This is a genomic window from Hahella sp. HNIBRBA332, assembly GCF_030719035.1.
Taxonomy (GTDB): Bacteria; Pseudomonadota; Gammaproteobacteria; order Pseudomonadales; family Oleiphilaceae; genus Hahella.
In genome coordinates, this window is sequence record NZ_CP132203.1 from 97,945 (window position 1) to 120,674 (window position 22,730).

Here is a 22,730-nt window from a genome sequence, read left to right on the forward strand (position 1 = left end):
AGTGTCAGTCTCCTTTGCAGGCGGGGCTTATCAATAGGCGCCAATCGGCGAGCATGGGGGAGCCGTTTAACATCAGCCCGGTGCGCAGATCAGTGACCCCGAACTCCCGTTGCGTGGCGGTGGGTGTGGTGTAAAGACGTTGGATATCCAGGTCGCCCTGATGGTCCTGCTCCAGGCGGCGCTGACAGCCTTCCTCCGCAGATAATCCCGGGTAAAACGCCACGGTCACGGGCACTTGCAGGTTGGATTCTTCGATAAAGAGGTGCACTCCCTGTTCATAGCTGAAATAACGTTGCAGCCCGGGACCACGCAGCGCCAGCGCCACGCAATCGTCGCTGATGCGGCTGCCCTGCACCTCGCCCAGGCGCCCCAGCATTTGCTCATAGGCGTTGGTCAGGAAGCGCACGCCCATTTGACCTTTATCCGCCACCAGGGAGCGGATCACCAGACAACCCTGATCCAGCCCCCGGTTCAGATAAGAATGCGTGATAAACAGCACGAAGCTGAAATCGACGCCGAGCTGGAGGTTGTCGCTCATGTTGTAATCGACGAAATCCTCCGCTTTCTGGTAAAGGCCGTTGAGGTAGTCACGCAGGTCGTTCTGCGCCGCCAGCGCTGAAAAATCCAGACGTATGGAGCGCCAGCCATCGCGCGGTCGCGCTGAGGTGCGAAAAGGCATATTGGCCTGCAGACGTTGGGTTCTGCTGCGCTCTTCGCTTTCCCAGGTATAGGTTTGCAGGGGCTCCAGCAATTCGCGCAGGGCGTCGCTAAGATGCCAGCGCCAGTAATCTTCGTAGTTTTCGCCGGGATGCAACAGACTTTGCGGTTGGTGCAAACGTTCGTCCAACGCCTGTAGCGCGGCGACCATTCTTTGATAGTCCGGCAAGGCGTAATCCTGTTCCGGACGCAGCAGCGCACCTGCTATGACGGATTGGTGGCGAAAGCGGGTGATGCGGCTGTCAACGCCATGAGGGCCGTCGAACAGGGTCAGCATGATCGGGTCCAGACTGTCCAGCTCAGCCAGTCGCTGCGCGGTCAGATGGGTGATGACCCGCTCCAGATTGCGTTTCAGCGCGCGTGCGCCCAGCAAGGGATCGAAGCTGGCGTCCGCCAGCCGGTTAAGACAGGCCGGGTCTATGTTCAATATTGTGCTGCGACGGATAAAGCCATCCCGTTCCAGCAGGCGTTGCATGTGCAGTTGCGCCAGGCGTTGCATGTCGCTGTGCTGTAGCGGATTGAACACGACGATGTCGTTGATGCGATTGATCATTTCCGGGCGGAAGAATTGCTCCACGCTCTTGCGGTAAGTCGCTGCGTTGTCGTCGTTGTGATGGCTGAAGCCAAACCGCGACGCCGCCTCTTTGGCGCCGATATTGGAGGTCATGATCACGACGGTCTGGGTGAAATCGGTGGTCTTGCCCATGGCGTCAGTCAGACGGCCGTCGTCCAATAATTGCAGCAGCAAATCATGGACCTTGGGATGCGCTTTTTCGATTTCATCCAGCAACAGAACGCAGGCTTTCTGATAGCGCACTCGCTCCGTCAGTAAACCGCCTTGCCCCATGCCGTCGCCAATCAGGCGGTGTACGGCGCCGGCGTCGACGAACTCATTAAGATCAATGCGCACCAGACAGTCGCTGTTATTGAATAATCGTTGTGTGAGCAGCTTCGCCGCTTCGGTTTTACCCACGCCGGTGGGACCGATGAACAGAAGGGTATTGAGCGGTTTGCCCAAGGGCGCCAGTTGCGCCTTGATGGTCATCACGGTGTCCGTCAGCACGTCCTGCGCCTGCGGTTGACCCACCAGTCGCTGTTCGAAGAAACGGCGTACTTCGTTTTCCTGTAGCGTGGCGTTTTTGTCGATCAACGCTCTACGGAAATGGAAGTTGGTTTGGAACGCCTGATACACCGCTTGCTCGTCGGCGCGTCTGCCTTGATGCTTCACGGCGATATCGCGCAGGACGGCCAGCACCGAGCCGGGCAGGGCGCTGTCGCCGCGAAAGCCCGGCTCTAAGCCCAGCAGAGTAAGCAGCGCCTGGGAGGCGATCTCACAATTGTATTCGCGCTCCCATTGCGCGCGTCGGCGCACGTAAATTTGCGACAGCTTCTCCGCTGGCAGCGGCTCCAGGCGCAATACCTGAAACAGGTCGGCGAAGCCGCGGTCCAATTGCTGAATGCGTTGCCATTCATAAGGCGTCGCCTCCAACACCAAGCCGATTTCCCGGCGCTCCAGATACGGCTTCAGCACATGACTGAGGGTGAGGCTGGTTTGTGCGCTCTTGCCAATGCGAAATAGCGCCACGGGATTGTCGATGTAGAGCACGTCCGGGCTGCGGATGCCGTAGGTCTCCTGCAGGCGCTTTTTAACCCAACTGAGAATTGCTTCAAAGCGCCGCTCCCATTCGCCCACCACGCTCATGCCAGCGATCACCCGTAATGGATCAAGCAGCCAGAGTTTTTGCAGTCGCTCCGGCGCTTTAACGTCGCTGTTCGCCATGTACTGGGTCAGCGTGTGCTGGATCAGGTTGCTTTTGCCGACGCCGGGCGCGCCGACGATGACTACCGGTTGCGGTTTGCCGGAGAACAGGGCGCGCTCCAGCCAGACAGCTTCACTATCACGGTGCAGCGAGGCTTCCAGATCATCTGGATAAAATTGGGCGAGATCTTCCGCTGTCTTTTTCAGTTCGTAGGGGCCGCTGAACTCGCGGCTGGCGGAGAAAAAGGAAAATAGCGACGCTGTGCTTTGTGCGAAGGGGAAATCGCTCTGTTCGACATTCACGGAGACGCCGATGGTGGTGGCGGAATCACCGGCCTGAGAATATAGACGCTTGATGTCAAAGGATTCATCCGCTTTGCGCTGACTGCGGATATAAGCGCCAATTCTCCCCGCCAGAAATTCAATCAGTTGCGTGCGTGTCTCCACATCGTCAGGGATGAGCAGCGTCTGGTAATTCAGCTTGGGAAGACAGAGATAGCGATGCTCGCGAACCTGATATTGCGCCACCGCAAACAAGCCGTCCACCAAGTGCATTCCGGACTTGAAAGTCAGGTGGATCAACTCGAACCGATAGTCCGGCTGGAAACACAACCAGAGCAAATGCTCCACGCTGTCCCGGTCCAGGCGACGATCGTCGAAGGTCTTTTTCAGCGAGGATTGATAGCTGCGCAGGGCGTCGCCATAGCGGCGTCGACTGACAATAAAGCCATCCGTCAGCAGTGGCGTCAGGGTGAACTCGCCGTTGCGGCTTTCCACCAGCGTGGGAAATTCGAGTCGCAGTAAAGTCACTCCTGCAGCCCTCCTGCGGCGTCGTCATAGGCGGATTTAGCGCCGCGTTTTTTATCTTCCGGTTTCTTTTCCTGGCGGATGACGAGTCGGGCCAGCAGCTTATCCTGCAGGGAGCGGGCGGCTTTGTGTTTGACCCGCTCTGAGTGCCCGGAAAGATCCTGATAGGTCTGCGGATCGCCGAAGCGTTCGTCCTGATATTCTTCTTCGCGGACTTTGCGATGGGCTTTCATGTCTTTGTAAAACTTCATGCGGTGAATGCCGGTGGGAACCTTGTATTCGTCCAGCCTGGCGTCATTGAAATCGATGTACATCGGCGCGTTTTTGTCTTCTTCCGTGGCCCAGTCCACTTTGCCGTGGTCATGACGCCAGAAATGTTGCGCGCAGGCGCCGGATAAGGCCCAGCCCACGCCAATCAGAGGCAGTTCTTCCTGAGTGAGCATCTCTCTGCTGACTATATAGGGCGGCAGCGTCACCATCTCGACAAACTCGCCATGGGCGACAGCCTCCGTTCTCGGATTGGCGTCCAAATCGGGGTCTAAATAGATCCACACCCGGGTGTAGTCATGGTCTAATTTTTCGAACCAGCGTTCGTACCACAGGGACAGACGGTCGAGTTGAGGCTGGCCGCCGTATACGAACAACAGGTGTCGGTTGTAGTGCGGGTTGAGCGTGCTCTCGATTTCGATCAGGAAGTCGTCAAAGCGTGCCTGCAGTTCTCGCAACGCCTCTTCATAGTCTTCCGCGCGCATGGCGCTGTGTTGATCCAGTAATTGGCTGAGGCACTCATTTTCCAGCGCGTAGGCGTCTTCTATTCGTTGCGTAAGCGCCTCACGTAGATTGAACAACTCGCCATAGCGCCGGGTTTGCTCCGGGTCCTCCCAAAACGAATTACGCTTGCGGCGTTTGCGTGCGTCCATCTGGTCAAGCTCGCTGAGGCAGGAGATCCAGGTGGGGCTTTCCTGTAGCGCCTGTAAATCGCGGCGGTGAGCGGCGACCTTCTCGGTCAGCTCCATGAAGTAGCCTCTGGCGCGTTTCTCCTGATGAGTGACGCGGGCGTCGAAGCTCAGTGCGTCTGCGCTGACGGTGGCGGTGATCTCCAGAGGATCTTCGTGGGGGCGGGCGCTGAGCGCCGGCGCCAGATGGGCGGTGACGTGCTTGCGCAACAGCCGCTGCACGGAGCGGGCGCCGTAGCGCGGGTCTGAGGGCAGGTTGTTCAGATAGCTCCAGACGGGGTCCTCGAAGTTTAAACTGACCTGACGGTTGCTTAGCCCGGCGGCGCCCTGTAAGCGACGCATTTCTTTTTGCAGCACGATCATTTGTTCTTCTTGCGTGAGAGCGAAGAAGGGCGCGACCTGATCAATGCGGTTGAACAGTTCCGGGCGGAAGTATTTCGCCGCCGTCTGCTCGAAATGGCGTTGGGCGGCGACGTCGGTTTTATCCTCCGTACTGAAGCCGACGCTGTTTTGCATGAACTGCTGAGCCCCCAGGTTGGAGGTCATGATGATCAGCGCACTGCAAAAATTGGCGGACTCGCCGTGGTCATCAGTAAGCCGTCCTTCCCCCAGCACCTGCAGCAACAGGTCGTAAAACGCCGGATCGGCCTTCTCGATTTCATCGAACAGCAATACGGAGAAAGGCTGTTGACGCACCTTGGTCACCAGACTGGCTTCGCCGGTGGCGGTCAGTCGGGTGACGGAATAGGGATCGCTGTATTCGCTCATATCGAAGCGCAATAAGCGCTTCTCATCTCCGAACATAAATTGCGCCAGGGTTTTCGCCATTTCCGTTTTGCCGACGCCGGTAGGGCCTACAAACAACAGCGAGGCTATGGGTTTGCCGCGAGGCGCGAGACCGGCTTTGACGGTAATGATGGCGCGCACCAGGGCTTCCACCGCCTGGGTCTGACCGACAATGCGGCGACGAAAATGTTCGCGGGCTTTATCCGCGTCCAGACGCGCCTGATGATCCACCAGAAAACGCGGCATGCCGCTTTCTTCGCAAAAGGCGGCGATGGCTTCATTTTCAGTGATGGTGCCGCTGTCTTTGTGAGCCGCCAGAATCATATTCTCAAAGAAGCGGATGATCTTGCCTGGATAACCGGAATAGGGCGCGTAGCGGCGTTGCAGCAGGATGATGCGTTCAATCGCGTTGGGGGCGATGCGAATGTTGAAAAGGTCCGCCTGGGCTTGAATCGCCTGCCGCGCGATCTGGTTTTCCTCCTCCTCGCTGCGTTCGGTGAAACGCACGATATGAAAGAGCTGACTATAGCCGGGAGCGCGCAAATCAATGGCGGCCAACTGCTCTTCCGTCACTTCCGCGATGAGAGTGATTTCATTGCGGGTTAGCGGATCGCGCAGGGCTTCGGCGATGCTGACGCTGTTGCCCTGATACTGGCCGACTTCGAACAGTTCGCTGAGGTTGCCCAGGTAAATAAGTTCGCCGTTAGCGCGGGCTTCGCGCACCCACAAACCCAGTGCGTGACGCCAGCCGCCCTGCTGCGTCAGAGCTTGCAGCATTTGCGCCGCAGTAGTGCGCCAAGGAATCTTGTTGGCGTTGACGCCGGTGAAATGACGCTTCACAAATTCGTTGATGAGCGCGGTCTTGCCGCAGCCGCTGGGCCCAACCACCAGCACACTTTGGCGGAACTCGCCAAGCAGGTTGCGATTTAACGTGTCTACATAAGCGTCCAGACCAAACACGCTGGCGCGGCTGCGATGCATGCGACGCGCGGTTTTCGCGATCATCGGCTCGTCCTGCTGGCGACGCAGGTCCGCCAGCTCGGCTGGGGTGTAGAACTCCAGCATCACCTCCTCACGCACGACTTTGGGGGGCGTATACCACTGGCAGGCGATGAGCGAGCGTGCGCTGCCGAAGCGCTTATTACGCAGCATTTCCAGCTGAATGCATTCGCTGACCCGCTGCATGATCTGTTCTTCATCCCAGCAGAGACAAGCGACGGCCAGAGCTGGAACTACTCCGAGAATTTCCCCTTGGCGCAAGCGCCAGATAACGGCTTCGAACGTAATCTCATGTCCTGCATAGCCGCCTTCTCTGGAAGCCGGGACCTTCACTTTCACCTCACGCACTTCCGTCTCGCCTTCCGGCAGATAGTGCAGCAGCTCGACATATTCACCCTGTTTCAGCAGTTGACGCTGCGCGCGCTTTTGAAACTGGCGTGCCACATGGGCGCTGGGAGCGTTCAGCCATGCAATTTCGGTCATATTGCCTGGAAGGGTGAGTGTGACGCCGCTCTCGTGGGTGAGGATGGTGTTATAGAAGGGGAAACTGAATTGTTTACTCATGGCTGAAACATCTGCGCAATGGAAAAGACGTGCCTGTCCGGACGATGCGAACGGAAAAGAGGGTATTCTTACGAATATGGCCTGGGAAAACAATTGAGAGTAAACGTTATGTTCTCAGCAAGCGCCAAACGCGGGGTTAATTGCCCGAGATCAAAACTAAATATGACGAAGAGCGCATTTTCGCAAAATCCCATGAAAACGGGATGAACGACAGGATGAGTCAGGTTATGTTGATAGAGCGTTGCGTCTGTCCAGAGGTAAAAACAGGCGACAACAGAAAGTGGCTTTCCGGAGACTGGGCGAGAGCATGTAAGCGTCGGTCTCAAGGAGGAATGGAAAGCTGCTGGCAAGCTGAATGACTCTACTGCAAATGCTTGTTGAGGTTCCTGTGAACGTAGAAAAATTAAAAGAACAAGTTTGTAAAGCCAGAATCGTATTCGAAGCCCATGGTCGGGAAATCAGCGACATCTATCTGGGCCGATTTCCCTACTGCGCCTGTCGCGCGGCGAGCGACATTCTCGGTACTTGGTTGACGGCGCATGGCTATGACAATGTAACCTTCGTCAGCGGTCTGCGCGGTGAAGAGCCGCACGCCTGGTTGGAAATGGGGGCGTTGATCGTCGATATCACCGGGGACCAGTTTATTGATGGGCCAGGTCGTATATATATCGGCGCGGATAAGCGCTTTCACGACCAATTTGGCCTGCAGGCAACCAGCGAATGCTGCCTGAGCGGCCTATTCGAAGCGCCTTACAGATCCTTCGCCGCCTATATGGAGTCGGCGTCGGAATTTACCCCGCCACCTCCTCCGATGTATGCTCCGCACGCGATGCAAAGCATGGAGTTATAGTTGCCACCGGAGTTAAGTTTGTCTCCCCAAATTATCGCCAGAGCGCGCCAACTAAGCGCCTGGTTTCATGTCCTTTTGTGCGGTTTGTGCCTGTCTCCACCCTGGTTCGCGCTGGCGGTTGCTATGGGCCTGGGAGATCAGCGGCTGTGGGCTGTCTCTCTGGAAGCCGCGCCCTATGGTCTGACAGCGATGGCGTTCGCCTATCTGTACGGAAAAAAGTTTGGGGACTGGTATTTACCTGTCGATGGTGAAAAACCAACATTTGAGATTGTTTGCGCTTCCTGCGTGGTGTCTTTTTTTGCGGCTATCAGCACAGGAGCATGTATTGGTCTGATCTCATCGGTATGGGAAGGGATGGATGGACTTTCTATCGGGCTATTCGCTGGATTGGCCGGATACCTTTACGCGCTGCCGCTGATATTGATTTTAGGTGGACTGGGAGGCTTGGCGCTGACCCGGCGTCTTAACAAATTGGCGGCGGACTTAAATCAGGCGGTTAAGCCCGCTTAAATCTCTGCTTAAGGAGTATGCGTGTCTCCCCAAATTATCGCCAGAGCGCGTCAGCTTAGCGCTTGGTTTCATGCCTTTTTATGCGGTTTGTTTCTTATACCGTTTTTTGCATATGGCCTTTTTACATCTAGCGAAGATATTTTACCGGCGTCCAAGATGCTCCTGATTGATTGGGGGCCAATTATTCTGGGGAGTATGGCGCTTGCCTATGTTCATGGGAAAGTGTTGGGACACTGGTATCTACCGCTCGAAAAAAAAACGGTCTACATTCGTGAAACTACTCACTTCCTGCGTCGTTTCTTTTTTGACGGCGGTCAGTTTCAGTCTGTTGGCTGGGGTGGCGGGAGTGATCGCTTTGAAAAGTGTTGAATCAGGTTTGGGAATCGCTCTCCTAGGTATGGTTGGCGGGTCGCTCATTGTTGTAAAACTGCTTCCATTGATTGCGCCGCTTGGTGGACTGGGCGGCTGGCTAGTGATGAAGCATTGCGCCAAATTGATCGAACAGGAAAGCAACGAGGTTTCCTGATCCTGTCTCTCTGAACTTCCGGCGTATTTTTTACAACGGCTTTGTAGAAAGCGCCTTTCCAGCGCCGTGTATTTGCGGCTTTTCTTTGTTCGTTTTTTGTTTTTTATATTTAAATCAATGGTTTGTTATGGGTTGGCGCGCTTTCTGCTGTAGTAGGGATGAGAGCTTTGTAGAGATATATGCAAAGCGACTTTTCGAGAACCAGCTAAGGAGAAAGACTATGAATTGGGACCAAATTGAAGGCAAATGGGATCAGTTTAAAGGTAAAGCCCAGCAGAAGTGGGGCAAGTTGACGGATGACGATCTCGACGTTATTCAAGGTCGTCGCACCGAACTTGCAGGCCGTATTCAAGAGCGTTATGGCATGGCGAAAGATCAAGCTGAACGTGAAGTCGACGACTTCGCCAAGAAGTTATAACCGGCGTCCCCCAGCCCCCCGATTGTGGCCGCGCAGCTGCGCGGCTCCCCCCAGACATGTTTGCCTGTCACCTTTGGTGATGGGCTTTTTTGTATAAAAAACACCCCACTCACCTGATTTTATAGAGTTTTTGTATCGGGTTTCCGAAATCCGTATGATCTGCCTCAATTTGCCGGCGGGTCACGCTGGCTTGTGTCTATTGGTGTCGCCACACTTGGCGAAGTTAATGCCCGTGAGGGGGAGGGGTTAATGACTGTGTCGGATAAGCAGCCGCAACGGCTGAGGCTGGGCGCGTTGATTGCGTTGGTCGTGGGTTCGATGATCGGCGGGGGGATTTTCTCGCTGCCGCAGAACATCGCAACGAGCGCCGGGGCTGGAGCAGTGCTGTTGGGTTGGTTGGTGACCGGCGTCGGTATGCTGGCGTTGGCGTTTGTGTTTCAAACGCTGTCGCGACGCAAACCGGAACTGGACGCGGGAGTATACGCCTACGCAAAGGCGGGCTTCGGCGCTTATATGGGATTCAACTCCGCCTGGGGATATTGGATTTGCGCCTGGATTGGCAACGTCAGTTATTTCGTGTTGCTGTTCAGCTCTCTGGGTTTTTTCTTTCCCGCTTTCGGCGAGGGTAATACGCCCACCGCAGTGATCTGTGCGTCCGTATTGCTCTGGCTGGTGCACGCCATGGTGCTCTCCGGCGTGCGCCAGGCCGCTTTTATCAACATTATCACCACTGTCGCCAAAATTGTGCCCTTGATTATGTTCGTCGTCCTGGCGCTGGTCGGGTTCAAGGCGGATCTGTTCACCATCGACATTTGGGGCGGCGAGGAGCCAGCGTTGGGGTCCGTACTGGACCAGGTGCGCAACATGATGCTGGTGACGGTATGGGTGTTTATTGGCATTGAAGGCGCCAGCGTTTACTCGTCCCGCGCGCAGAATCGCGCAGATGTCGGCAAGGCGACGGTGCTTGGCTTTGTTGGCGTGCTCGCTCTGCTGGTGATGGTCAACGTGTTGTCCATGGGAGTGCTCAGCCGTGCCGAGTTGGCGGGCCTGAAAAACCCCTCCATGGCGGGCGTGCTGGAAGTGGTCGTCGGCGCCTGGGGGGCCAAGCTGATCAACGTGGGGCTGATCATTTCATTATGCGGGGCTCTGTTGAGTTGGACGATGTTGAGCGCAGAGATTCTCTGCGTCGCGGCGAAAGACGGCGCCATGCCGAAGGCGTTGGCGCGCACTAATTCTCGCGGTTCGCCACGGGGCGCGCTGTGGCTCAGCAACAGTCTGATCCAGTTGTTCCTCATCATCACCCTGTTTTCCTCTGGCACCTACCTGGACCTGTTGTACCTGGGCTCCTCCATGATTCTGCTGCCTTATTTCTGGACGGCGTTTTATGCCTTGATGCTGTGTCTGCGGGGAGAAACCTATGGCGACAATGATCGCGTGCGCGGAAAAGACTTCGCCATCGCGCTGGTCGCAGTCCTGTACAGCCTGTGGCTGGTGTACGCAGGCGGCGTGAAATACCTGTTGCTCAGTTCCATTCTCTATGCGCCGGGCGCGGTGGTTTTCGCCATGGCGAGAAAAGAGCAGGGCGAACGCGTATTTACTCCCCTTGAAACCGGGGTGTTAGTTGTCTTAACTATGGCGGCTCTGGCGGGAATAGCCGGGCTGTATATGGGGTATCTGTCGCTGTAGCGGCGTGATCAATAGAGTTCGCCTTTACAAATCAATGGGTAAGCAAAGGAAGGATAGACGATGACTGCTGCAACGCGCCTGGGCGTTTTTTCGGAAGTGGGCAAGTTACGCAAAGTGATGGTATGTCGTCCAGGGTTGGCGCATCTGCGCCTTACACCGGGTAATTGCGAAGAACTGCTATTCGATGATGTGATCTGGGTGCAGCAGGCGAAGCGTGATCATTATGACTTCGTCAGCAAGATGCAGGACCGTGACGTGGATGTTGTGGACATGCATGATCTGCTGGCGCAGACCATGGCGCTGCCGGAAGCCCGCCAGTGGCTGTTGGAACGCAAAATCACCGACGAACACGTGGGGGTAGGGCTGGCGGACGACGTGCGCGCCTGGATGGGCGAACTGCCTGCCACGACTCTGGCGGAGCTGTTGCTGGGGGGCGTGGTCGGCGGCGATCTGCCGGAAGACTTCGATAGCCGGGAAATGGCCCTGTTCCGTGAGTTTATGGGACGTTCCGGGTTTGTCATTCCTCCGTTGCCCAATTCGATATTCACTCGCGACACCAGTTGCTGGATCTATGGCGGCGTGACGCTGAATCCCATGTTCTGGCCTGCGCGCAGACAGGAGACTCTGCTGGCGGCGTCCATTTACAAGTTCCATCCGGATTTCGCAGGGGCGGACTTTAACGTGTGGTGGGGCGACCCGGAAAAAGATCACGGCGCCGCCACGCTGGAAGGCGGAGACGTCATGCCGGTCGGCGATGGCGTTGTGTTGATCGGCATGGGCGAGCGCACTTCCCGGCAGGCGATTGCATTGGTGGCGCAGTCATTGTTCCGTCATGGTGCCGCGGAGAGAGTCATTGTCGCCAGCTTGCCGAAACTGCGCTCCGCCATGCACCTGGACACGGTTTTCACGTTTTGCGATCGCGATTTGGTGACGGTGTTTCCTGAGGTCGTGAACCGAATCGAAACCTTCTCAATTCGCCCCGGAGACCATGGCGCAGATGGACGTCTCGATATTCGTCCGGAAAAAGCGCCCTTTGTAGATGTCGTTGGAGAAGCCCTCGGCTTGCCCAAGCTGCGTACGGTGCAGACTGGCGGCGACAGTTATGAACAAGAGCGGGAGCAGTGGGATGACGGCAATAACGTCGTGGCGCTGGAGCCCGGCGTGGTCATCGCCTACGACTGCAACACTTACACCAATACCCTGCTGCGTAAAGCCGGCGTGGAAGTCATCACCATTACCGCCGGCGAACTGGGGCGTGGCAGAGGCGGCGGCCATTGCATGACTTGTCCCATTATCCGCGACCCGGTTTAGGCGTTAACTTTTTAGGTAACAAGGAGATTTCTTATGGCGCGTAACCTTCATAACCGCAGTCTTCTCAGTATGTTGGATTTCACTCCCCAACAACTGCGATTTCTGCTGGATCTGGCCAGGGACCTGAAGCGGGCCAAGTACACCGGCACCGAACGTCAGCATCTCAAAGGCAAAAATATTGCGCTGATTTTCGAGAAGACCTCCACGCGCACCCGCTGCGCATTCGAAGTGGCGGCCTACGACCAAGGCGCGCATGTGACCTATATCGACCCGACCGGATCGCAGATCGGGCACAAGGAAACCATGAAAGACACGGCGCGAGTGTTGGGGCGTATGTATGACGCCATCGAATACCGCGGCTTCCATCAGCATATTGTGGAAGAACTGTCGCAATACGCCGGCGTGCCGGTTTATAACGGCTTGACCGACGAATACCATCCCACGCAGATGCTGGCGGACGTCATGACAATGCGCGAATTCAGCGATAAGCCGCTGCATGACATTTCATACGCGTATGTCGGCGACGCCCGCAACAACATGGGCAATTCCCTGCTGATTATCGGCTGTCAGCTCGGCATGGATGTGCGCCTCGGCGCTCCCCGAGAGCTATGGCCCAAGGACGAGCTGGTCGAGCAATGTCGGGAGATCGCCGCTCGCACTGGCGCCCGTATAACATTGACGGATAAACCGCGGGAAGCCGTACGTGGTGTGGACTTCATTCACACTGACGTATGGGTGTCCATGGGTGAGGCGCCGGAGCGCTGGGGCGAGCGCATCAATATGCTGCTGCCGTTCCAGGTGAATGCCGCGCTGTTGGCGGCGGCCAATAATCCCCGGGTGAAGTTCATGCACTGCCTTCCCGCCATCCATAACGCGGAAACCAAGATCGGCGCGCAGATATTCGAGCAGTATGGTCTGCACAATGGCGTGGAAGTGACGGACGATGTGTTCGAGTCTGAGGCGTCTATCGTGTTCGATCAGGCGGAAAACCGGATGCACACCATCAAGGCGGTGCTGGTCTCCACTCTGGCGGATATCTGATCGGGAGACGCGGCGATGAGGATAGTAGTGGCTTTGGGCGGCAACGCCCTGTTGCGCCGGGGGGAGCCCCTGACGGTGGATAATCAGCGTCTTAATGTGCGCCTGGCGGCGGAGCGTCTGGCCGCCGTGGCGCCAGGCAATGAAATGGTGATTGCTCACGGCAACGGTCCACAGGTGGGATTGCTGGCGTTGCAGGCGGCGGCCTATGCGTCGGTGTCGCCGTATCCGCTCGATGTGTTGGGGGCGGAAACCGAGGGTATGATCGGGTACATGATTGAACAGGAGCTGGGCAATCTGCTACCTGCGGAGGCGCCGCTGGCTACCGTGCTCACCCAAGTGGAAGTGGACCCGAACGACCCGGCTTTCCAGCATCCCACCAAACCTATCGGGCCCGTCTATGAAGAGGCGGAAGCCGAGGCGTTGGCCTCTGAGAAAGGATGGCGCATCGCCCGCGACGGCGACAAGTTCCGCCGCGTCGTTCCCAGTCCGCAGCCGCGCCGCATCTTTGAGATCCGGCCCATTCAGTGGCTGCTGGAGAAAAATACGGTAGTGATCTGCGCAGGTGGCGGCGGTATTCCTACGCTGTATAACCGCGACGGCAAGTTGCAGGGAGTCGAGGCCGTGATCGACAAAGACCTGTGTTCCTCTTTGCTGGCGCAGCAACTGGATGCGGACCTTTTGATTATCGCCACGGATGTGGACGCGGTGTATCAGGATTGGGGAACGCCTGACTCCCGCCCGGTTGCGAAGGCGCATCCAGACGCTTTACAGCCGGAGACCTTTCCCGCCGGCTCCATGGGACCGAAAGTACAGGCCGCCTGCGAGTTCGCTCGTAATACCGGTAAGCCTGCGGTGATTGGTTCGTTGCGAGATATCGAAGCTATGATTGCAGGAGAGGCGGGGACCCGCATCAGTACGCAGTTCGCGCCTGGGTCGCTGGAAGTAGTTTAGAGTTTGCCTGATTTCGTGCGGGCTGCGCTCAGTAGTCCGCCCAGTTCTCGACGATTTTCGAATACACGCCTTCCGCAATCATATTCGCCAGCGCCTGATCGAAGCGTTTGCGCAGATTGGCGCGTTGGGACTTCTTGGAGAAGGCGATATAACTTGGCGTTTCTTCCACATTCGGCTGCAGACGTTTGATCTGCGGCAGAGAATGCACTTTCAGGCCTTGCAGACGCCGGTACTCCAACAGAACGCCGCGTTGGTCGCCCACGATGATATCTAGGTTGTCATTGATCAGGCGTAAAAACAGATCATTCAGACTCACCGCGGTGACGAACTCTGTGTTCAGTTCGGTGCTGCGAAAGGCGTCGAATTTTTCGCCGTAGCTGAAATCCTGCAGACCGCCAAAGCGAAACTGGGCCAGTTGCTGCAGGTCGCCGTCGAACTGGATGGAGCTGCTCTCAGGTACGAACAGGGAGACGTTCTCCATCATCAACACCAGCGATGAATAATCCGCATAGGTTTCCCGCACCGGCGTTTTCAGTAACTCAAACACGCCATCCACCTCGCCATTCTCCAGATAGCGCAACGCCCGGCTCCAGGGCAGCTCGATCAACTTCACCGGTTCATCCATACGCCTGAAGGCCTCTTCCACCAGCGCCACGGTGATGCCACGGGGGGCGTTATTCTCGTTGTAGTGATAGGGGACCAAGCGCGTAAAAGCCAGCAGCGTTTCAGCCCAAAGGGCGTGAGGGAAGATCAATATCAATAAAAAAACACACAAACGGAGCATCTAAAGCCTCCGGGGTTGTCTGACGCTGGACGATCACCTGAGTCCGTCTGGCGCCGCCGACTCCGGCGGTGGCCTGTCACACTCCGTTGGCCTGAACCCGCCGCAGCGGGGCCATCGAGTAAGTATAGCTTAGCTTTGGACTGGGTTAGAGTTGTCGGGTTTCATTAGGAGGCTTATAGGAGTCTGGATGTATCTATGCTTTGAAGCTGGAGTGATCTGACGCTAATTAGGATTTGTACGGGCTAAAGAAGCGGCCTTGGCGGCTCTATTTATCTTTCAATGGGCAAGATGAATGCATTCGGTCTGATACATGATATAAGCTGGCGGCCTGTCATTGATCTTTTGCCCGTGGAACAACAATGAAGAGAGCAATTGTCTTTACGTTAACCGCCTTTCTAACCACCGTTACATATGCCGCGCAGCCATCAATTGGTTTTTCGAAGGCTGCTACTTATGATGTCGTTAGCCAAGAGAAAATCAGTGCAGGCGATTACGACTACATATTCTCCTGTGTGACGTCCAGAGCGGTAGGAAAAGAAGAGCGGGCGCATACGATGGTGAAGGCGATTATGGATATCCAGAGCGCCTCGCCGCCGGGTATCAAAATTGCGCTGCACTTAGCTCCAGATCGGAGCCTATGTCAGGAAGGTCGATTGATTGGCGTGTCCTATTACAGTCCTGACGGCTCTGGATGGAAGAGGGTTGGGCGCGGCTCCTGGACATGGAACATATCGACCACAGGCAAAAAAGTCACGGAGCAGGAAATCTCAGACACGGTTTTATACGAGAAAAGTAAGCCTGAATTTAAGAAGAAGTTTGGTGATTTATATTATTCAGAAAAGCTTGATGAATATGTTAAATCCCAACTTGGGCATGAGCCTAAGTACGTCACTACAGGACTTTGGGTGGACACTTACCACGTTGAGTGATGGAGCAGTTATAAGCCCGCCACTGATAAACACGCCGCTTCTATATTGCAAACTCGATTGGGATGAACATGAAACTTACGCTTGCCCTATGGCTTTTGTTACTCTCGCTTTTCTCCCACTCAACGGAGTTGAGAGTGCATGAGCTAAGAAACTATGGCGCTTTGCACTATCTGGAGTTCTATATGATGGAGGAAGGTGGCGTTCCAGTGAAGGCGGCGTTTAAGGCGTTGGAAACTCCCAAGTGCCCGTTCAATATGCGTTTGGTTGGAGGTATGTCGAAGGACACAATGAATGAACTTCGCGAGTTTTACCGACTGAACTATCCCGAAAAATTAAATACATACCTGAATTCGCCGAGGGACAAGTTAGGTTCAGCAATCGCGCCGTTAGCCGCGCTTATACCAGAGGCTTTGGCTTCTACCACTCTCATTAGGGAAGTCGGTGAGGAGTTAAAAGACCGCAAGTGCGCGCTTGGCGAAATCAGCTACGAAAAATTCGTCCCTAGCGTCGAAGAAGGCTTTTGGGTGTCGGATATTTATATAGAAGTGGTCAAATATGCAGAATGACAGCGGGCGAAGGTCCGCTCTTAATGCGGGATTAAAGCCCGACGTTGCAATCTTTAATGTAGGCATCCGCTGGCATTAAGTAATCATCACACCAGAGGTAATGGAATGACTTCATTTGCAATCATCATCAAGCACAAGACACAGCCAGGTAAACGGGACGAAGTGCGCAAGGTTTGGGAGAAACACATGGCCCCTGCGGTTTCCGCCAATCCTGGCCATACCGCTTACTTTTATTGTTTTGATAATGCCGAGCCGGATTCAATCTATGCCTTTCAGCAGTATGCGAGCCCGGAGGCGTCGCAGGCGTTTTTAGAAACGGACAGCTACGCCGCTTATCTGGAAGAGGTTGAGCCGCTGCTTTCAGGTCCGCCGCAAGTCACATCGTTGACTCCGGTATGGACAAAAGGCGCTTGAATTTAGGTCGAAGCGATGTGTTTTAACGGTTTCAGGGGAGTTTTAGATGTTCACTAGAAATTGGTGGCGACGACGGGCTGCGGTAAAGAGCTATATCAAAGTGTTGGGCCCGGCGTTAGCAAAGAAGAGTGGACGCAAGAGAGTTTACCCGGTGAAAAAAGTCAGGGCTTTGGTGAAGGAGCTTGGCTTATCCGAACAATACATCGCCTACGCCATCGCGCTTTACTGTAAAGAAGCGGACTTCGTCAGATACTCTAATAACCACCAGACCTCAGTCGACCAGGCCGTGAGTTATGAATCGGCGCGAAACTTCGGAATGACGATGGCGTTAAGCTCCATTTTTTGGAGCGGAGACTCTGGTCACGGCGCATCGGATGGCGGATTCGACAGTGGGGGCGGCGGCGATAGCGGTTTATAGTGGTTCAACGCGCCAGCGCCTTCTTCACACAGCCGCTCTCAAGTGCCTCCAAAGTAAAGTCGATAAAACTTTGATGGCGATGTAATCCGGCGTCAGCGCAACGCTGACTCCCTTTAAGGCCTGTTGACGCGCGCTTTCCAGCCCATTCACTCTGACGATAGAGCGGACATTGATTTCACGCTCATCTCCCTACGCATTCATCAGTCGCCAAAGGTCGCCAGAGCGATAAGCGATGACTGGCCGTTCGCTCAATCTCTGTAATTCCACTCCAGGCGGGTTTTGACGCAAATACTCTGGTGAGGCGGCCATGGCTGCGCGAATCCAGCCCAGGCGGCTGAATAAGGCATCCACCGTACCCAAACAGTATCGTTAACGAGAATCTCTTTCTCAAAATAATCGCTTCCTGAAATTGACTAATTAATTTATCATCCGATTAAATTAATCGATTGATAAATTAATTGGCTATTCATGCGCAAGAAAACTGAGGCTCAAGAGCCTGAAAACAAGCGCGGGCGACCACTGGACCCCGCATTACAACGGCAGCGCAAAGACGACCTGCTGGACGCCGCCTTTGAATTGCTGCGGGAGAAAAGCTATCGCAGCATCACTATTCGCGATATCGCTGAGAAAGCGGGCATGAAGTCCGCGATGATCAGCTACTACTTCGGTAGTAAAGAAGACCTCTTCATCGCCTTGATTGAACGCCTGGGCGAGCAACAATTTGGTCGTATTATTGAAGTTATCACCCAGCCTGATCCCATTCGCGGGTTTATTCGCGCCGCCATAACCAGAATAGTCGACTGTCCGCCTTTGATTACTTTCATCATTGATGAGGTGCTATCGGAGCGTGGCCGGCTGCAGGACCGATTTATTGATCTGATGCCCCGGCGCATGGCGATGTTTCTTCCTAAGCTAATGGAGGCAGAACAGAAAAAAGGCAATTTGCGCACGGATCTGGATCCCAAATGGGCGGCGTTTTCACTGGTGAATCTGATTATTACGCCTTTTATCGGCGGGCCCGTGCGCAGGCGGGCCTGGGATATGTCCGATGAGCTGGTGAGCAGCGATGAATGGATTGAGCATGTTTACCGCATGTTTATCTCCGGCTGTGGCGTGGCGCCTCAATCCCATTCACAAGCTCACCCGCACTCCCATTCACACCTCCATTCACAACCTGACAATACGAAAGAGGACTGACTATGAGCCTGGCCTGGATGAAACGCCGATGGGCGTTGCCCTTGGTGGTCGCGACCGGCGTCGCGGTGGCGATGGCGATTATCAAGAGCCGTCCAGCGATGGAGCATGCGGACAAGGCGCAGCTTCCCGCAGCGGTGAAGGTGGTGTCCGCCAAGCGTTACGAGGTCAGGCCGCGCATCACCGGGTTTGGCGAAGTAGAGCCGGATGTGGTGTTGGACAGTAAGGCGGAGGTGTCAGGCAAAGTGACCTATGTACATCCTCTGTTGAAGAAGGGGGCCGTATTGCCAGCGGGAACGCTGGCGGTCCGCATCGATGGCCGTGATTATCAGCTGGCCTTAAAGCAGGCGGAAGCGGATTTGGCGGTCAGCCGGGCAAACCTGGAGGAGATGCGGCTGACGGTAGAGGATACGGAGCAGGATTTAAAACTGGCGCAGGAAAAGCTGGCCATCGCCAGGAAGGAGCAAGAGCGTATCGGACGTCTGCTGCAGAAAGGCTCCGCCTCGCAATCCAACTACGACGCGCAGCAGTCCGTGGTGCTGCAGTTGAGGCAGGAAACCCAGAAACTGAGCAATCAGCTGCAAACCTTGCCGTATCAGTTACAGGTGCTGCAGGCCAAGCAGGATATCGCCGAAGCGGCGGTGGAGACGCAGAAGCGCAATCTGGAGCGCACTCACATCAGCCTGCCGTTCAACGCCCGCATTACCCGTCTGTCAGTGGAGGAGAATCAGTTCGTCGCTGTGGGCGCCTCGCTGTATGGCGCTCAGACCATTGATAAAGTCTTGGTTAACGCACAGTTTCCGCTCAGTCAGTTTCGCCTGTTGGCGGAAGGGTTCGCCAATCTGGAGGATCTGTTTCAGAAATTCCTGGAGCAGGACGCCGCCAGCAATATTTTCACTGAGCTGGATCTCGTCGCCAGCGTCGCCTTGGCGGAGGATGGCGGCACGCACTGGGACGCCAAAGTGGAGCGCATCAGTAACAATCTGGAGGCGGCTTCGCGCACGCTAGGCGTGATCGTCGGCGTTGATAATCCGTATCGCACTGTGCGCCCCGGCGTGCGACCGCCGCTGATAGAAGGGATGTACGCCAAGGTGGAACTGCAAGGCGCGCCGCAGTCGTTTTTAGTGTTGCCCCGGGACGCGTTACGGGAGCATGAGCTGTATGTGGTGGATAAAGAGAATCGCCTGCGTCGAATCAAACCTCATTACAAAACCCAGGGCGCCATGCTGCTAATCAGGCAGGATGACGATGCCGGAGATAACGCTATTCACGAGGGGGAGCGTGTCGTCACTACCGACCTGTTTCCCGCCGTGGCGGGCATGTTGGTGCGCCCGCAGGAAGATAAGGACGCCGAAGCGCTGATCGAGCAGTGGGCGCAAGGAAGGCAGACTTTATGATCCGCTTTTTCGCCACCCACCCCACGGCGGCGAATCTGCTGATGGGCTTCTTTATGTTCATTGGCGTGATGACGCTGCCGCAGATCAAGCGGGAAACCTTCCCGGAAGTGAAAAGCTATGAAGTTGAGGTGAAAGTCGCGTATCCCGGCGCCACGCCGACGGATATTGAGCTGTCCGTCTGCAAACCACTGGAGGAAGCGGTGGAAGGCGTCAGCTTCATGGAGGAAGTGCGCTGCGAAGCGCGTAACTCCCTGGGACTGATGACCTTGAGAATGCTTGAGGACGGCGAATTTGACGATTTCATCGATGACGTAAAAAGCGCCGTGGACGAGATCAGCTCCCTGCCGGATCAGTCGGAAGAACCTGTGGTTAAGGAGCTGGGCCGCACGCAAAACGTGGTGACTATCGCGCTGACCGCGGACCTGCCCCGCAGCGAGCTGAAAACCCTGGCGGAAGAGGTGAAACAGCGCATCCTGCGTAACCCGGATATCCCATTGGTGGAAGTGCAGGGCTTCTCTGATCGGCAATTTCAGATTCAGGCGCCCGAAAGCAACCTGCGCCAGTACGGTCTGAGTTTGCAGGACATTGCCAATCTGGTGGCGAAGCAGGATGTGGATCTCCCTGCGGGAGACGTAAAGACAGATGACCGTGATTATCAGATTCGCTTCAGCGACGAAAGGCGCACCGTCACGGACCTGGAGAATCTGGTGGTGTTGCGGGGCGGCAATGGGGCGGAGGTGCGCCTGGGCGACATCGCCAAAATTGTCGACGAGTTCGAGCTGGAGGAGAACAAATCCACCTTCGACGGTAAGCCGGCCGCTTTTTTGAAAATATCCAAAAACAGCCGTGATGACAGTCTGCGCATTCTGCAGGAAGTGGAGACGTTCATTGCGGAAGAGAGCCTGCGTTTGCCGCCGGAAGTGACCCTGAGTCTGACCCAGGATTACACCAGCGTCGTCAAAGACCGCATCAGCATGTTGAGCAGCAACGCCTGGCAGGGACTGGTGTTGGTGTTTGCGGTGATGTGGCTGTTTTTCGGGCCCCGTTATGCGTTCTGGGTGGTGATGGGGTTGCCGGTATCTTTCCTGGCCAGCGCTTTTGTGCTGGGACATATGGGCGTGAGCATCAACATGCTTTCCATGGTGGCGTTGCTGTTGGCGTTGGGGATTCTCATGGATGACGCCATCGTCATTAGCGAGAGCATCGGCACGGAGATGCGCAAGGGCAAACGACCGCTGCAGGCGGCGGTGGACGGAACGCTGATGGTGGCGAAAGGGGTATTTTCGTCATTTCTCACTACGCTGTGCATGTTCACTGGATTGTTGTTCCTGGAAGGCGATATTGGCCAGGTTCTGGTGGTCGTACCGATAGTGCTGATTTCGGTTGTCACTATTTCGTTGATTGAAGCGTTTTTCATTTTGCCCCATCACCTACAGCACTCTCTCGCCCATGCGGAGAAACAGCAAGACTCCCGATTCCGCGCAGGGTTTGAACAACGCTTTGAGAAGATCCGACAAGGGCTTGATCGGCGTGTGTCAGTGTTGATCAAACATCGCTACGGCTTTGTCGGCGCCGTTATCGCCACGTTCATTCTGTGCGTCAGTCTGCTAGCCTCGGGGGTTATCAAATTCTCTGCGTTTCCGGACCTGGAAGGGGACATCGTGCAGGCGCGCCTGATCATGCCTACCGGGACCTCGCTGGCGCGTACGGAGGCCATGGTGGCGCATTACTCTCAGGCGCTGGAGCAAACTGCTTCCGAATTCAACAAGGAGCAGGAGGAACCTGCGATAGGTTCCGTGACGGTGAACTATGGCCAGAATGCGGACGCTTTTGAAACCGGCCCTCACTTAGCCACCATCAGCGTCGACCTGCTCACCGCCGAGCGCCGCAATTTCAGTTTGCAGGCCTTTACGTCACGCTGGCGTGAACTGGCTGGGGGAACGCCGGACGTATGGTCGGTGCTGTTCAAGGAGCCGACGATCGGGCCGGGCGGACGCGCGATTGAAATACGCCTGCGTGGCGACGATCTGGAGTCATTATCGCTGGCGTCTCATGAATTACAGAATTGGCTGGCGGGCTATCCCGGGGTGATCAACCTGCTGGATGATCTGCGCCCAGGCAAGCCGGAGTTCACTTTGCATTTGAAGTCCGGCGCTTACGATCTGGGATTGGACGCGCAAACCATTGCGGCGCAATTGCGCGCTGCGTTTCAGGGCGTGACGGTATTGGAGTCGAGCGTCGGCCTGGAAACCTATGAGGTGGTGGTGCGCCTGGATGATGAGTCCCGCGACGAGTTGGCGGATTTTGACAACTTTCCGATTGTGCATCCGGTCAGCAAGGCGCTGATTCCGCTATCCAATGTGGCGGAGATTACTCCCAGTCGCAGCTACTCGCGCATCAATCGGGTGGATAACCAGCGCACGGTCACGGTATATGGCGATGTCGACATCAGCCTGAACAACACCAAGGCGGTGATCGGCGACCTGCAGAAGCACTTCTTGCCGCAACTGCAGCAACGCTATCCAGATATTCAGCTGAGCATTCAAGGCGAGGTCAAAGAGGGCGCGGCCACTCAGGGTTCGATGAAACTGGGTTTTCTGATGGGGCTGGCGGGAATATTTATCCTGCTGAGCTTCCAGTTCAAATCCTATGTGGAGCCGGTCATCGTCATGCTCAACATCCCGATGGCGTTTATCGGTGTGATTGTGGGGCATGTGGTGATGGGGATGGATATCACCATGCCGTCGCTGCTGGGCTTTGTGTCGCTGGCGGGCATTGTGGTGAACGACTCCATTTTGCTGGTGGAGTTCGTCAAGATGCGCGTACGGCAGGGCATGAATGTGCATGACGCCGCGGCGAAGGCGAGCCATGACCGCTTTCGCGCGGTATTGCTGACCTCCCTGACCACTATGGCGGGGATGACGCCGCTGCTGTTTGAAACCAGTCTGCAGGCGCAGATTCTGATTCCTTTGGCCACCAGTATTGTATTCGGTGTAGGCGCATCTACGCTTTTGGTATTGTTTGTCATCCCTTGTGTGTATACGATCCTTGAAGACTTCGGTCTGACCAGGGCGGTCGTCGGCGAACCCGAGGAGGAGTTTGCGCCGACGCAGAATCCGCCGCCGCTTACACAAGAATAAAAGGACA

Annotated in this window: 19 protein-coding genes; 16 read left to right on the forward strand and 3 right to left on the reverse strand. The window is 55.8% G+C overall.

Annotation, left to right across the window (positions count from 1 at the left end; translation table 11 throughout):
• Positions 1-4 precede the first annotated feature (4 nt).
• Positions 5-3,286 (reverse strand): AAA family ATPase, encoded by a 3,282-nt coding sequence (locus O5O45_RS00565; protein WP_305903368.1) that lies wholly within the window; start codon positions 3,284-3,286, stop codon positions 5-7.
• A complete protein-coding gene (locus O5O45_RS00570; RefSeq protein WP_305903369.1) occupies positions 3,283-6,588 on the reverse strand; it encodes an AAA family ATPase in 3,306 nt (1,101 codons plus the stop codon). Before O5O45_RS00570 ends, O5O45_RS00565 begins: the two co-directional genes overlap by 4 nt.
• Before the next feature lie 355 nt (positions 6,589-6,943).
• Between O5O45_RS00570 and O5O45_RS00575 the strand changes: the two genes are divergently transcribed.
• The 9 genes from O5O45_RS00575 to arcC all read left to right on the forward strand — a co-directional run bounded on the left by O5O45_RS00575 (position 6,944) and on the right by arcC (position 13,881).
• Entirely contained in the window at positions 6,944-7,438 is a 495-nt protein-coding gene (locus O5O45_RS00575; protein ID WP_305903370.1) for a hypothetical protein, read from the forward strand.
• 18 nt (positions 7,439-7,456) lie between these two features.
• Positions 7,457-7,948 (forward strand): hypothetical protein, encoded by a 492-nt coding sequence (locus tag O5O45_RS00580; RefSeq protein WP_305903371.1) that lies wholly within the window; start codon positions 7,457-7,459, stop codon positions 7,946-7,948.
• Positions 7,949-7,969: 21 nt separating this feature from the next.
• Positions 7,970-8,317 carry a hypothetical protein gene (locus O5O45_RS00585; RefSeq protein WP_305903372.1) on the forward strand — a complete coding sequence of 116 codons (348 nt, stop codon included), beginning with the start codon at positions 7,970-7,972 and terminating at the stop codon, positions 8,315-8,317.
• The gene (locus O5O45_RS00590) at positions 8,304-8,474 is read left to right on the forward strand and encodes a hypothetical protein (protein ID WP_305903373.1); all 171 of its coding nucleotides are present in this window, start codon (positions 8,304-8,306) and stop codon (positions 8,472-8,474) included. Before O5O45_RS00585 ends, O5O45_RS00590 begins: the two co-directional genes overlap by 14 nt.
• 220 nt (positions 8,475-8,694) lie before the next feature.
• Positions 8,695-8,892: a CsbD family protein gene (locus O5O45_RS00595; RefSeq protein ID WP_305903374.1), complete on the forward strand. Its 198-nt coding sequence runs from the start codon at positions 8,695-8,697 to the stop codon at positions 8,890-8,892.
• Positions 8,893-9,141: 249 nt separating this feature from the next.
• Entirely contained in the window at positions 9,142-10,578 is a 1,437-nt protein-coding gene (gene arcD, locus O5O45_RS00600; protein ID WP_305903375.1) for an arginine-ornithine antiporter, read from the forward strand.
• 60 nt (positions 10,579-10,638) lie between these two features.
• A complete protein-coding gene (gene arcA, locus O5O45_RS00605) occupies positions 10,639-11,889 on the forward strand; it encodes an arginine deiminase (protein ID WP_305903376.1) in 1,251 nt (416 codons plus the stop codon).
• Positions 11,890-11,922: 33 nt separating this feature from the next.
• Entirely contained in the window at positions 11,923-12,930 is a 1,008-nt protein-coding gene (locus O5O45_RS00610) for an ornithine carbamoyltransferase (protein ID WP_305903377.1), read from the forward strand.
• 15 nt (positions 12,931-12,945) lie between these two features.
• Positions 12,946-13,881, forward strand: coding sequence for a carbamate kinase (arcC, locus tag O5O45_RS00615; RefSeq protein WP_305903378.1), 936 nt, complete (start codon positions 12,946-12,948; stop codon positions 13,879-13,881).
• Between the two features lie 28 nt (positions 13,882-13,909).
• Here arcC and O5O45_RS00620 read toward each other — a convergent pair whose 3' ends face one another.
• Complete coding sequence (locus tag O5O45_RS00620) at positions 13,910-14,665, reverse strand: substrate-binding periplasmic protein (protein WP_305903379.1); 756 nt, start codon at positions 14,663-14,665, stop codon at positions 13,910-13,912.
• 359 nt (positions 14,666-15,024) lie between these two features.
• On the opposite strand from O5O45_RS00620, the gene O5O45_RS00625 reads away from it, so the two are divergent.
• From O5O45_RS00625 to O5O45_RS00655, 7 genes are all read left to right on the forward strand, one after another.
• Positions 15,025-15,594 carry a DUF4875 domain-containing protein gene (locus O5O45_RS00625; protein ID WP_305903380.1) on the forward strand — a complete coding sequence of 190 codons (570 nt, stop codon included), beginning with the start codon at positions 15,025-15,027 and terminating at the stop codon, positions 15,592-15,594.
• Positions 15,595-15,662: 68 nt separating this feature from the next.
• Positions 15,663-16,160, forward strand: a complete 498-nt coding sequence (locus O5O45_RS00630; RefSeq protein ID WP_305903381.1) for a hypothetical protein — start codon at positions 15,663-15,665, stop codon at positions 16,158-16,160.
• Positions 16,161-16,265: 105 nt separating this feature from the next.
• Positions 16,266-16,574: a putative quinol monooxygenase gene (locus tag O5O45_RS00635; RefSeq protein ID WP_305903382.1), complete on the forward strand. Its 309-nt coding sequence runs from the start codon at positions 16,266-16,268 to the stop codon at positions 16,572-16,574.
• Between the two features lie 46 nt (positions 16,575-16,620).
• Complete coding sequence (locus O5O45_RS00640) at positions 16,621-16,992, forward strand: DUF6559 family protein (protein WP_305903383.1); 372 nt, start codon at positions 16,621-16,623, stop codon at positions 16,990-16,992.
• Between the two features lie 468 nt (positions 16,993-17,460).
• Positions 17,461-18,189, forward strand: coding sequence for a TetR/AcrR family transcriptional regulator (locus O5O45_RS00645; protein WP_305903384.1), 729 nt, complete (start codon positions 17,461-17,463; stop codon positions 18,187-18,189).
• A 2-nt stretch (positions 18,190-18,191) separates the two neighbouring features.
• Positions 18,192-19,583: an efflux RND transporter periplasmic adaptor subunit gene (locus O5O45_RS00650; RefSeq protein ID WP_305903385.1), complete on the forward strand. Its 1,392-nt coding sequence runs from the start codon at positions 18,192-18,194 to the stop codon at positions 19,581-19,583.
• Entirely contained in the window at positions 19,580-22,723 is a 3,144-nt protein-coding gene (locus O5O45_RS00655) for an efflux RND transporter permease subunit (protein WP_305903386.1), read from the forward strand. Before O5O45_RS00650 ends, O5O45_RS00655 begins: the two co-directional genes overlap by 4 nt.
• The last annotated feature ends 7 nt before the right edge of the window (positions 22,724-22,730 follow it).